General features: G+C 73.8%; 8 protein-coding genes. 6 read left to right on the top strand and 2 right to left on the bottom strand.

Annotation, left to right across the window (positions count from 1 at the left end):
- The first annotated feature begins 129 nt into the window (after positions 1 to 129).
- Together ACSMTC_RS37255 and lysA are read left to right on the top strand one after the other, a co-directional pair.
- Entirely contained in the window at positions 130 to 1,422 is a 1,293-nt protein-coding gene (locus ACSMTC_RS37255) for a streptophobe family protein (protein WP_436564177.1), read from the top strand.
- 279 nt (positions 1,423 to 1,701) lie between these two features.
- The gene (gene lysA / locus ACSMTC_RS37250) at positions 1,702 to 3,066 is read left to right on the top strand and encodes a diaminopimelate decarboxylase (protein WP_436564176.1); all 1,365 of its coding nucleotides are present in this window, start codon (positions 1,702 to 1,704) and stop codon (positions 3,064 to 3,066) included.
- Between the two features lie 184 nt (positions 3,067 to 3,250).
- On the opposite strand, the gene ACSMTC_RS37245 is transcribed toward lysA, so the two are convergent.
- Positions 3,251 to 5,572 carry an FHA domain-containing protein gene (locus tag ACSMTC_RS37245; RefSeq protein ID WP_436564175.1) on the bottom strand — a complete coding sequence of 774 codons (2,322 nt, stop codon included), beginning with the start codon at positions 5,570 to 5,572 and terminating at the stop codon, positions 3,251 to 3,253.
- A gap of 154 nt (positions 5,573 to 5,726) precedes the next feature.
- Here ACSMTC_RS37245 and ACSMTC_RS37240 point away from each other — a divergent pair, with 154 nt between their 5' ends.
- From ACSMTC_RS37240 to ACSMTC_RS37225, 4 genes are all read left to right on the top strand, one after another.
- The gene (locus ACSMTC_RS37240; protein WP_436564174.1) at positions 5,727 to 6,041 is read left to right on the top strand and encodes a hypothetical protein; all 315 of its coding nucleotides are present in this window, start codon (positions 5,727 to 5,729) and stop codon (positions 6,039 to 6,041) included.
- A gap of 394 nt (positions 6,042 to 6,435) precedes the next feature.
- Entirely contained in the window at positions 6,436 to 8,037 is a 1,602-nt protein-coding gene (dacB, locus tag ACSMTC_RS37235; protein ID WP_436564173.1) for a D-alanyl-D-alanine carboxypeptidase/D-alanyl-D-alanine endopeptidase, read from the top strand.
- Between the two features lie 270 nt (positions 8,038 to 8,307).
- Positions 8,308 to 9,546 carry a hypothetical protein gene (locus tag ACSMTC_RS37230; RefSeq protein WP_436564172.1) on the top strand — a complete coding sequence of 413 codons (1,239 nt, stop codon included), beginning with the start codon at positions 8,308 to 8,310 and terminating at the stop codon, positions 9,544 to 9,546.
- Complete coding sequence (locus tag ACSMTC_RS37225) at positions 9,543 to 10,157, top strand: hypothetical protein (RefSeq protein WP_436564171.1); 615 nt, start codon at positions 9,543 to 9,545, stop codon at positions 10,155 to 10,157. Before ACSMTC_RS37230 ends, ACSMTC_RS37225 begins: the two co-directional genes overlap by 4 nt.
- Here ACSMTC_RS37225 and ACSMTC_RS37220 read toward each other — a convergent pair.
- A complete protein-coding gene (locus tag ACSMTC_RS37220) occupies positions 10,064 to 12,292 on the bottom strand; it encodes an ATP-binding protein (RefSeq protein WP_436564170.1) in 2,229 nt (742 codons plus the stop codon). The genes ACSMTC_RS37225 and ACSMTC_RS37220 overlap by 94 nt on opposite strands.
- Positions 12,293 to 12,626 lie beyond the last annotated feature (334 nt).

Genomic DNA, 12,626 nt, shown 5'->3' with positions numbered 1-12,626 from the left:
GGATCCGCGGCCACCCGTGAACCGCCGGTGCGCTCGCCGATGCCCGCCGAGTGTCCGAAGCTGGAGGAAAGCAAGCCCGCCCCGGGGGGACTCCCGCCGCGGGGCGGTACCCGCTCGTCGGGAGGCAGCGTGCAGCCGAGTGACCGACCTCCGTTCCCCGGGGCCTCACCCGGTGGGCCCGCGGACGCCGCGCGCCGCCAACTGCGGCTCTGGATCGACGCCGTGGCCGCCGCGGTCGCCCCGCTGGCGGTGATGACCGCCGTCGCGGCGCTCGGACTCTGGGCCGCCGGGGCCGCCGCACTGCCCGAGGGCGCCTTCCCCGCCGTGCTGGCGGCCACCGTGCTGCTGGCCGTCGGCGTACCACTCGACCTCACCGGAAACGCCGCCTTCGTCGCCCAGGCGCAGGGCGGGATCACCGGCCTGCCGCTGTCGGTCACCCTGGCCGGGGCCCTGGTGGCGGGCGCCGCCTTCCTCCAGCCGCTCCGGCACCGCGCCCTGGTCGGGCCCGGCGAGCTGACCGGACGCGCCCTGCGAACGGCGGTGCTCTGGCTGGCGCTGCTGCTCCTGGTCCGCCACTACGCCCAGCACACCTTCACCGTCCCGACCGGCGACTCGCTGCTGGACCAGCTCGGCAGCATCTTCGGCGGCGCGCCCACCGTGGGCTTCCGGGCCGCCCCGCTGCCGACCCTGGGCGTCGGCTTGGCCTGGCTCTGCGGGGTCCTGCTGCTGGCCTTCCTGGTCGCCAGGCGCGCGCCGCTGCCCGCGCGCCTGCTGCGAGTGCACGCCACCGTCCGGCCCGCCGGGCACGCGGTGCTGAGCCTGCTGACGTCGTACGTCCTGGTGGGCCTGGTCACCGGTCTGGTCTCCGCGGCCACGGACGGGCACCCCCGGGACACCTTCGCCGTACTGCTTCTCGCGCTGCCCAACCTCGCCTGGATCGCACTGGGCGTCGGCATCGGCGGCTCCTGGCACGGCCACTCGGCGGGTACCGTCGGCCTGCCGATCCCTGAACCGCTCGCCTCGGTGCTCCAGGCCTCCCGGAGCCGGGACGTCAACCTCGACCTGTCCTCGCTCGCCCAGCAGGACGGCCGCAGCTGGCTGCTGCTCGCGCTGGCGGTGGTCCTGGTCCTGCTCACCGGCTTCGGCGCCGCTCTGCACTCCCCCGGCCGCCTCCCGCTCTGGCGGCACGCGCTGAGCCTGGCGCTCGCACTGGCCCTCGCGATGCTGGTGATCGGGCTGCTCACCACCGTCTCCGCCGAGTTCGGCCTCTCCCTGCTCGGCCTGCACAGCGGCGCGGGCAGCCTCCACCTCAGCCCCGACCTGCTGCGCACCGTCGCACTCGGCGCTCTCTGGGGAGCGGTCGCGGGCCTGCTCGGTGCCCTGCCGGCCCGTAGCGCGCCCGAACGGATCCGGCGCGGCTGAGGCGCGGCTGACGGTTCCCGCCGGACGCGCGACGTGAATCGTCGGACACGCCCCAGGACGGACCCCCGACGTCGCATACCCGCCGGTCCGGGCCGGACCGATCAGGCCGGATCCCGCCCACGGGCCGTCGGGCGCCGTCAGGGTGTCGTCAAGGCGGGCGCGATGCGCGTAGGCCGCGCGTCAAGGCCGGGTACGAACCGGCTCCGCCGGGCATCCACTTGAACTGCGGGCCGGACCTGCCACGAGCCCGCAACCGCACGTGGAAGGAAGCCGTCCGCCATGTCCCAGACCCCGGTCGCCGCCGTCCGGCCCGCTCGACTCCCGGTCCTTCGCTCCGACGGGCCGCCGGTCGGCAGCCCGTGGCCCGCCTCCGCCCGTCCGGCGTCCGGTGGCGAACTGCTGGTCGGCGGGGTCGGCCTGGCAGAGGCCGCCGACAGGTTCGGCACCCCGCTGTACGTCCTGGACGAGGACGAGGTACGCCAGCGTGCCCGGGCCTACCGCACCGCCCTGCCGCAGGCACAGGTGCTGTACGCGGCGAAGGCCTTCCTGTGCAGCGCGATGGCCGACTGGGTGGCCGAGGAGGGGCTCGGTCTGGACGTCTGCTCGGCCGGCGAACTGCGCCTCGCCGCCGCGACGGGATTCCCGCCGGAGCGGATCCTGCTGCACGGCAACGCCAAGAGCCCCGAGGAGCTGCGGCTCGCCCGCCGCCTGCGGGTCGGCCGGATCGCCATCGACGGCCTGGCCGAGATCCCGCGCCTGGCCGCCCTCGCCATCGCGGACACCCCGCAACGGGTACTGGTCCGGGTGCTGCCGGACGTCCCGGCGGGGCACCATGCGGCGGTCCGCACCGGGGTGGCCGGGCAGAAGTTCGGCTTTCCGATCGACGGCGGCGACGCGGCCGAGGCGGTCGACCGGGTGCTCGCCCAGCCCAGCCTCCGCCTCACCGGCCTGCACTGCCACCTGGGTTCCCAGATCACCGAGGTCGAGCCCTACCTGACCGCGCTGGACCGGCTGGTCGCCCTGCTGTCGGAGATCCGCGACCGGCACGGCGTGGAGCTGCCCGAGCTCGACCTCGGCGGCGGCCACGGCGTGCGCTACCGCCACGGTGACCAGGAGCTGGACCTCGCCGACTTCGCCGCCCGGGTGACCGCCCACCTCGCCGCCCGCTGTGCCGACCACGGCCTCTCGGCACCGCGTCTGATCGTCGAACCGGGCCGGGCGATCGCCGCACCGGCCGCCGTGGCGCTCTACCGGGTGCTCTCGGTCAAGCACGGCACGGACGGCCGGACCTTCGCCGCCGTGGACGGCGGGATGAGCGACAACCCGCGCCCCGCCCTGTACGGCTCCCGTTACGCCGTGCGCCTGGTCGGGCGGAACTCCGGCGCCCCGACCGCCGCCATCGACGTAGTCGGCAGGCACTGCGAGGCCGGAGACGTCCTGGTCCACTCGGCCGAACTCCCCGCCGACCTGCGCCCGGGCGACCTGCTCGCCGTCCCGGCCGCCGGTGCCTACCAGCTCTCCATGGCCTCCGGCTACAACCTGGTCGGCCGCCCGGCGGTGGTCGCCGTCCGCGACGGGCGGGCCCGGCTCCTGATCCGCCGGGAGACCGTCGAGGACTTCCAGGCCCGCGAGGTGGGCCGATGAGGCCGAGCCGAGGCGCGGGGTCGGGTCCGTTCCGACATGCGCGGCCGACCGGCCGCGGCGGGTTGCCACTTCACCGCGGATGACCCTGGAGGCCAGGGCTGCGGCCGCCGGCCATCAGGCACCCGTTCCGGTCGCGCTGCGAAGTCACCGGGCCGCCCGGGTAGTTGCGCACGCCCCGGCGGAACTACCGCCGCATGATCGCGGGTTCCTGCCGCCGCAGCAGCCGCCCGACCAGGAGTCCGAAGAACAACGAGAGCACCGGCATCATGACCAGGTTGAGCAGCCAGGTGCCCGGACGGTGGGCGAAGAGCGGGTCCGCGGTGACCGCGCCCGGAACGAAGTGGTGCAGGTCCACGGTCGCGGCCATGGCGGCGAACGCCCAGCGGGCGGGCACCAGCCAGGAGAGCTGGTCGAGTACGGGCACGGTGTGGAGCTCGAGCAGGGCACCGCAGAAGACCACCTGGACGATGGCCAGCAGCACCAGCAGCGGCATGGTCACCTCCTCCCGGCGGACCAGTGACGAGACCACCAGGCCGAGCATCATCGCGGTGAAGGCGAGCAGTGCGCCAGCGATGGTGATCTCGGCGAGCGGTGGCAGCAGTACGCCGCCACCGCCCTGTGGGCGTAGTCGTACCCCGCCCAGGGCGACCAGGGTGAGCACCACGGCCTGGACCACGGAGACGGCGCCCAGTACGGCGACCTTCGAGCAGAGGTACGCCGATCTGGACAGGCCGACGGCGCGTTCGCGCTGGTAGATGGCGCGTTCCTTGACGAGTTCGCGCACCGCGTTGGCGGCTCCGGTGAGGACCGCGCCGACGCAGAGGATGAGCAGCGCGCTGGTGGCGGTGCTCGGGGTGAGCCCGCTGCCCGCCAGGGCACGGGTCATGGCGCCCATCACGAAAGGCAGCGCGATCATGACGGCCAGGAAGGTCCGGTCGGTGGCCAGTGTGGCGGCGTAGCGGCGGACCAGGGTGCCGAGCTGGGACCGCCAGCCCTGCGGGGGCGGTGGCGCCGCCATGGATCCGGGGTGCGGTTCCTCCTTGCGGGGCCGGTGCATCGCGGCGGCGATGTAGCGGCGGTAGGCGGCGGAGTCGCGGTACTGGCCCGCCCAGTCGCGGTCGGTGTCGTTCTCGAAGGCTTCGAAGGCTTCGGGCCAGTCGCGGTAGCCGAAGAACTCCAGGGCTTCGGCGGGCGGCCCGTAGTAGGCGATCCGCCCGCCGGGGGCGAGCAGCAGCAGGCGGTCGCAGAGCTCCAGGCTGAGCACGCTGTGGGTGACCACGATGACGGTGCGGCCGTCGTCGGCGAGCTCGCGCAGCATCTGCATGACGGAGCGGTCCATACCGGGGTCGAGGCCCGAGGTGGGCTCGTCGAGGAAGAGCAGCGAAGGCTTGGTGAGCAGTTCCAGGGCGACGCTGACGCGTTTGCGCTGACCGCCGGAGAGACTGGCGATGACCTGGTCGGCGCGCTCCCCGAGGCCCAGTTCGGCGATCACCTTCTCGACCCGGGCGGCGCGCTCGGCGGGGTCGGTGTCGCCGGGGAAGCGCAGTTCCGCGGCGTAGCCCAGGGCCCGGCGGACCGTGAGGTGGGTGTGCAGGATGTCGTCCTGCGGGACCAGGCCGATCCGGCTGCGCAGTTCGGCGTAGTCGTGGTAGAGGTCGCGGCCGTCGTAGCGGACGGTGCCGCGGTCGGCGGGGCGCAGCCCGGTGAGGGCGTTCAGCAGCGTGGACTTGCCCGAGCCGCTGGGCCCGGCGACGGCCAGCAGGCAGTCCTGGCCGACCGGGAAGGTGATGTGGTCGAGCAGCAGCCGGCCGTCGGCGACGGTGACCACCAGGTCCTCCACGTCGAGGTCGATGTCGCCGGTGTCGACGTACTCCTGGAGTTCGTCGTCGACCAGGCAGAGCACGGCGTGGCCGATGCCGATCAGGTCGCCGGGTCCGACCTGGGCCCGCTTGACGGGCACGCCGTTGAGGTAGGTGCCGGTGTGGCTGCCGAGGTCGGTGATCTCGTAGCGGCCGTCCGGGGTGGCGTGCAGTTCGGCGTGGTGGCGGGAGACGGAGAGGTCGGGGACGACCAGGTCGTTGTCGCCGCCCCGGCCGATCCGGACGATCCGCACGGGCAGTTGCCGCACGATGGCGGGGGGACGGGTGGAGCCGGTGATCGAGCTGAGTCCGGAGACGGCCGGTGCGGGCAGCGCCCGCAGGGTGGCGGCCGGTCCGTCCTCGGGGTTGCCGAAGCGCAGCGTGGTGCCGGGGCCGAGGTCCAGGTGCCGGACCCGGCGGCCGCCGGTCCAGGTGCCGTTGGTGCTGTCGGTGTCGTCCAGCGTCCAGTGGCCGTCGTCGGTGTGGATCACGGCATGGTGCCAGGAGACCCTGGGGTCGTTCAGGACGATCTCTCCGGCGGGGTCGCGCCCGACGTGGTACTCGCGGCTCGGGCTGATCACCTGCCAGTCGTCGGCGGTCTCCAGGACCAGCTGCGGCGCGGCGGACGCGACGGGTCGCTGTCCCATGTTCCTGATGCTAGACCTCCGTCCGGGTGGCCGCCGCTGGGCCGTCCGGGCGCTCCTTGAACAGCCGTTCGGATGCGACGGCGGCTCGTTCGGGTGAGCCAGTAGGCAGTGTCGCTACGGGGTGACGTGCGGCCTACCGGGGGAAGATAGGGCCATGAGCGACGAGCAGCAGGGTCAATCGCGGGCCGGCAGCACGGTCTCCTGGGCCACCTGGACCACCCAGGGGATCCTGTCCGGGCGCGGCGGGGTGCTGACCAAGGAGATCGGCGCGATCAGCGGGGATCTCACGGTGCACACCATGTGGATCGACGGGGAAGCCCGGCTGACGGTCCAGTACTCGGGTGCGCTGGACTGGTTCACGGTGCAGGGCAGTCCGGTGCCGGCCGCGGACGAGCGGACCGCGCGCGACATCCACCAGGCGATGGTGAACGCGGTGAAGACCGGGGGTGGGGCGCAGGCTCCGCGGTAGGCCCGCCGAGGGGCCCGGCGGCAGCCCTGGCAGCGGGCTTCGTACGGGCCTCGGCGGTGGGCCTCCCCCGGCCTCGAATTCGTCTCCGCGACGGGGGGCCTTCCAGCGGGTCGAGCCGTCAAGCCCGTTGGCGCCCGGATGTTCCCCGAGCACCGGTTCAGCGAGCACGCGGGCGGACAGGCAGGCGCACGGACAGGCAGCTGATCAGACGGGATCGGACCAGACCGGATCGGACCTTATCTGACTGTCCGTCGGGTGGTAGTTTGCGCCTCACGACAAGCGGGGGGCTTTCGGCCGTTCCGCACCGGTCTGCGGAGGCCTGTAGTCCCCCGAGCCCTGCTCCGGTGCGGTGTGTCCGGGCTGCGCCCCGCCGTACCCGACCATGGGAGCGATTTTGCCTCTGCCCGCCCGCCTGCACCGCCGCACACTGCCGCTCGCGGCCGTGGCCCTCACCGCCTCCGTGCTGGCCGGTTCCGCCCAGGCCGACACGGTCTCCCCGGCCGATCCGACACTGGCCGCCGACCTCGACACCCTCCTCGCCAGCCCGGCGCTGGCGGGTGCCGAGGCTGCCGTCCAGGTGATCGACCTGGGCTCCGGAAAGGTCGTCTACCAGCACCAGGCCGACGCCTACCTCACCCCGGCGTCCACCATGAAGACCATCACCTCGGCCGCGGCACTCGACCTGCTCGGCCCCGACTACAGGTTCACCACCGAGGTCCGCACCACGGGCACCCGCAAGGGCGCCGTGCTCGACGGCGACCTGGTGCTGCGCGGCGGCGGCGACCCCAGTCTGCTTCCCCGGGACCTGGACGCCCTGGCCGCCAAGGTGGCCGCCTCGGGTATCACCCGGGTCGACGGCCGGCTGTTGGCCGACGGCAGCCGGTACGACAATGTCCCGTTCGGACAGGGCTGGGCCTGGGACGACGAACCGTACTCCTACAGCCCGCAGATCTCCGGCCTGACGCTCGCCACCGACAGCGAGTACGTGATGGACACCGCCAAGGTGACCGTCGTCCCCGGCAAGCAGGGCGAGGCGGCCAAGGTCGAGCTCTACCCGGCCGGGGCTCCGCTCAGGTTCAGCGGCCGGATCACCACCGGCGCGGCCGGCAGCGCGCAGAGTGCGGACGTCGAGCGCGAGCGCGGCGTCAACGTGCTGCAGCTGACCGGCAGCGTCCCGGCCGGCGGCGCGCCCGCCGACTTCCTGGCCACCGTCGAGGACCCGGCCCGCTACACCGGCCAGGTCTTCGCGGCCGCACTGGCCAAGCACGGGGTCAAGGTCGGCAAGGGCGTGGCGGACGCCACCGGCCGGGAGTCCTCCAAGGCGCTGACCAGGCACTCTTCGCAGCCGCTCGCCGAGCTGATGCCCCCGCTGCTGAAGCTCAGCAACAACGGCATCGCCGAGCACCTGACCAAGGAGATGGGCAAGGTCAAGGGCGGCGCCGGCACCTGGGCCGCCGGGGTGAAGCAGATCAGCGGCTTCCTCAGGGCCAACGGCCTGTCCGGCCCGGCCGGTCGCCAGGTGGACGGCTCCGGCCTCTCCCGCTACGACCTGGTCACCGCGGGCAGGATGACCGGCCTGCTCAAGGTGGCCGCGGGCAAGCCGTGGTTCAAGAGCTGGTACGCGGCGCTGCCGATCGCCGGCAACCCCGCCCGGATGGTCGGCGGCACCCTGGCGACCCGGATGGTGGGAACGCCCGCGGCCAACAACGTGCACGCCAAGACCGGTTCGATGAGCGGCGTGGACAACCTCTCCGGCTATGCGACCGCCCCCGACGGCCGCAGGCTGGCGTTCACCGTACTGGTCAACAACTACGCGGGCAGCAGTCCGCGCGCCGTCGTGGACGCGATCGCCGTCCGCCTCGCCGCCGGCCCCGCCACGACCGCGGCCGGCAAGGCCACGCCGCGGAACGCACCCGCTCTCCTGGCCCCCTCGGGGGACTCCGCCGACGCCCCCGCCACCCGCTGGGACGGCTGCGAGGCCATCGGCCGCTGCTGACGCCGCCCGGCCCGAGGGCCTCACCCCGTGGCGGCCCGACCCGCCGGACGCGGGAAGAACCGTGACCGCGCCCTGCCGGCATCCGCCGGCGGGGCGCGGTCACGTTCCGTCCTCCGCCGGCGCTCCGGATCGGGGAGGGGCCCTCGCAAGGTTTCCGCAAGCGTCCGGCAGGCGTTTCGCCAGGCGTCCCGGGCATCCCCGAAGTGGCCGCAGCCGTGCTTCCGCGGCGCGGCCGGACAGTCGGTCTCATCGATCAAGGGGGATGCACCAATGGCATCGAAGAGTGCGGGGCTCCCGCCGGTCCGCCGTGCCCCGGACCAGTGGGCGACGCTGAACGACTGCAAGCGGGTGCTGGTCGCCGTCCACACCCTGGTGTACGGCCAACGACTGCAGGACATCTTCGAGTTGCTCCGGGCCGACCTGCGGGTCCAGGTGGTCTTCACCGTTGCGCCGCACGCCTTCAACGCGGGCGTGGACGCCTTCCTGCGAACCCTCGGCGCCGCCGTGCTGCCCTGGGAGGAGGCGGTGCGGTCGGAGTTCGACCTCGCGCTGGCCGCCGGCTCGCAGGGCATCGAGCGGATCCAGGGCCCGGTGGTCCGGCTGCCGCACGGCGCCGGGCACATCAAGCTCTCCCGCGCCGCCGACGGCGGGCCGCGCACCGTCGGCGGGCTCGGCCGCGACTACCTCACCTGGGCCGGGCAGGTGGTGCCGGCCGCCGTCGCCCTGGCCCACCGCGAAGACCTGGACGAGCTGCGCCGCTGGTGCCCCGAGGCGCTGCCGTTCGCCGAGGTCGTCGGCGACGCCTGCTACGACCGGATCGCCGCCGCCCTGCCGCAGCGCGAACGCTACCGAAGGGCGTTGGGGATCGGCACGGAGGAGACCTTCGTCCTGGTCGCCTCCACCTGGGGCCTCGGCTCATCGTTCAACCGGCTGGACGCACTGCTGCCGCGACTGCTCACCGAGCTCCCGCCCGAGAGCCACCGCACCGCACTGCTGCTGCACCCCAACGTCTGGGCCGGGCACGGTCGTTGGCAGGTAGAGGCCTGGCTCTCCGAGTCGGCGCGCCGGCGCATCCACCTGATCCCGCCGGAGGCGGACTGGCGCACCCTGCTGGTCTGTGCCGACGCCGTGATCGGCGACCACGGCTCGGTCACCCTCTACGCGTCGCTGGCCGGGATCCCGGTGCTGCTCGCCCGCTTCCCGGTCCAGGACGTCAACCCCAACTCCCCCGGAGCCTGGCTCGCCCGTACCGCCCCCGCGCTCTCGCACGGCCATCCGCTGTCCGAGCAGCTCGCCTACGCCAGGGCGAACTACCGGCCCGAGCCGTACGCCCGGATCGCGGCCCGGATCTCCTCCGAGCCGGGCCGCTTCGACCGCAGGGTCCGGCGGCTGCTCTACCGGGTGATGGGCCTCGGCGAGCCCGCGTACGAGCCGGCCTGTGAACCACTTCCACTGCCGGGCAAGTTGGCCGCCTTCGACACGGATCGGGCACGCCCATGGGCCAGTTGACGAATCCGCCGGCCGCCGGCTCCCGGGTCTCCTTCGTCCGGGTCGCCCTGCACCTGCCGACCCTGTCCGCCGCCACCCGGCTGGTGGAGGAGCACCTGAGCGTCGATCTCGACAGCACGGAGACCGGCCGGTGGCGGCCGCTCGCCGACGTGCTGCACAGCGAGCGGCCGGACAGCGTCGAGGGGGCGGTCAGCCGGGCGCGGTGGGAGCTGCGCCGCCACCCCGGCTGCCGGGTCACCGCGGTCCGGACCGCCGACGGGGCGGTGGTCGCCGCGACCGCCGCGCGCACCCTGCACCTCGTCGCGACCCCGGGCTTCGCCCGGGTGGTCGGCTCCCTGCTGCACACCTGGCTTGCCTCGGGACTGGCGATCCCACCGGAGCTGGCCCTCTCCGCCGAACCGGCCGGAGGCGGTCGGGACGGCGTCGACGGGGCCGGGGACGGCCGCACCGCGGAGGGCCGGGGCCTAGCCGCTCGGGGCAGCGGTGGTCTGGCCGGAGGCGACCGGGGCGGGGCCGCTCAGCTGGTGTCGCTCCGCTGGGACGATCCTCCGGGCAGGGCCGCGATCCGCTCGGCGACCCGGAGCATGTCCGGGCCGGGGATCGACTCGTAGATCCGCAGGGCTCGCTCGTACCGCTCCAGGGCGGTGTCCGGGCGGCCCTGCGCCAGCGCCGACTCGCCGAGCCACTCGACCGACCTGGCCTCGCCGTTGCGGGAGCCGCAGTCGCGGAACTGCCGGACGGCCTCGTCCAGTCGGCTCTCGGCCAGTTGGTACCGCTCCTGGACGGCGGCCACCCGGCCGAGCAGGGCGAGGGCCCGGGCCGCCTCGTACGGGTCGGGCAGGTCGAGCAGCTCCCGGTGTGCCGACTGCAGCAGTTCCTCGGCCCTGACCGCCCGGCCGAGCGCCAGGCAGGTCTCGCCGAGCGAGATCCGCGACAGCGCCGCACCCCGCCGATAGCCGATCTCGGTACGCAGGGCGAGCGCCTCGACCAGGAACGGCACCGCTTCCTCGTCCCGCCCGGCCAGGTGGTGGGACTGGCCCAGGCCGTGCAGCGCCTGGGCCTCGTCCCGGCGGCTGCCGCTCTCCCGCGCCAGCGCCAGCGCGCGGCCGAACCACTCGATCGCCTCCTGGTGCTGACCCGAGTTGCGCAGCCCCGTACCGCCGGAGGTGAGCATCCGTTGCTCACCCGCCCGGTGCCCGCACCGCCGCGCGGCCGCAAGGCCGAGCCGATGGGCCTCCGTCCACTGGCCGTACGGCCGGAACCGGAGGAAGAGCGGCCACATGGCGTCCACCAACTGCCAGGTGAGCGAGTCCCAGCCGTGTCCGGCGGCCGTCCGTACGGCCACCATCAGCTGTTCGCCTTCGGTGTCCAGCCAGCGCAGCGCGCCCTGCTCGTCGCGAAACGGTGCGGACGGTGCGGACGGCGCGGACGGCGCGGACGGCGCGGACGGCGCGGCGGGCGGGCCCGGCAGGTCACGGTCGAGGTTCCGATGGCTGGGCGAGATGATCGCCTCGGCTCGGGTCGCCAGCGCGAGGTAGTGGACGACCACCCGCCGGACGGCCGCCTCTTCGTCGGCGACCGCCTCCGTCCGCGCGGCCCGGGCGTGCAGGCGGACGAGATCGTGGAAGCGGTAGCGGTCCGCCCCCTCCTCCTCCAGCAGGTTCACCTCGGCCAGCGAGTCCAGCAGCAACTCCGCCTCGATGAGCTCCAGTTCGGCCGCGGCGGCCACCAGGCCCGCGGAGAACGACGTCAACGGCAGCCCGCCCAGGAGCCGGTACATCCGGGCGGCGTCCGCCCCAAGCGCCTGGTACGAGGCCTCCAGGGCGCTCTGGACCGCGCTCCTCCCCTCCAGCCGCAGCGCCGCCAGCCGCTCGGACTCCCGCGCCAGCGCCTCGGCGGTGAAGGACACCGGCTGCCGGGGCCGGACCGCCATCCGCGCCGCCGCCACGCACACGGCGAGCGGAAGGCCGCCGCACCGCTCCACCACCTCCCGGACCGCCTCCGGCTCGCCCTCGATCCGCTCCGGTCCCACCCGGTTGCGCAGGATCTCGGTGGCCGCCTCCCGGTCGAGCAGCGGCAGTTGGTGGAACCGTGCCCCGTCCATGCCGAGCGCGGTCAGCCGGCTGCGGCTGGTCACCACCACCAGGCTGCCCCGTGAGCCGGGCAGCAGCGGCCTGACCTGGGCCCCGGTGAGCGCGTTGTCCAGCATCAGCACCAGCTGCCGGTCGGTCGTCAACGACCGCCACAGGGCCGCCCGTTCGCCGACCGGCGGCGGCACCGGACTCACCCCGAAGGCCCGCAGCAGCCCGCCCAGCGCGTCCGACGGATCCATCGGCGTGTCCAGCGCGTGGCCCCGCAGGTCCACATACAGCTGACCGTCCGGGTAGCCCGGCGACAGCGCCCTCAGCCAGGACGACGCGAGCGCGGTCTTCCCCACCCCGGCCGGCCCGCTGATCACGATCAGGGCGCCGCCCTCGTCCCGCAACCGGTCCAGCGCGGCGACGTCCCTGTCGCGGCCCGCGAAGTACACCGGGGCGGGCAGTAGTTGCTGCGGCACCGGCAGCCGTACCTGAGGGGTGTGCAGATGGATGCCGCCCCGGATGTCGCGGGCCTGGACGGTCGTCCCGGTGAACCGGGCGGAACCGCTGATCAGATTCGCGTTCGCCCCTCCCCGCTCGACCATGGCGATCCACTCGGCCAGACGGAGCCTCGACTCGACCCCGGTGGCGCATTCCGTCACCAGCACCGTGGCCAGTTCTCTACGCCTTACCGGACCTGATGATTCCGATTCGGCCAGGAGGAACAGCCGGGACAACTCCCCGGATGCCGCCGACTCCGCCCTGAACCGGGAGCGCAGGAGCTCCCACTGTTCCGGAGTCGCCGCACTCAGGGCGGACAGCAACGAGCTGATCGTCAGTTGTTCCACCGGCCGTTTCCCCCGTTCACGGCTGTCCGTTTGGAGCTCGTTTTCCCCTGCCGCCTCGCTTTAGCACATGAATCGCGGCCGGAAGAGGTTTTCCGTGGAAGTGGATCGCGCTTTAATCTCTGAATGCTATGGCACAGTCGCCTGCGTTCTGTCA

It is taken from the genome of Kitasatospora sp. HPM-01-4, assembly GCF_051374625.1.
Lineage (GTDB): Bacteria > Actinomycetota > Actinomycetes > Streptomycetales > Streptomycetaceae > Kitasatospora.
Note: the sequence above shows the minus strand (reverse complement) of the source record. Positions and strands in the feature narration are given on the sequence as shown.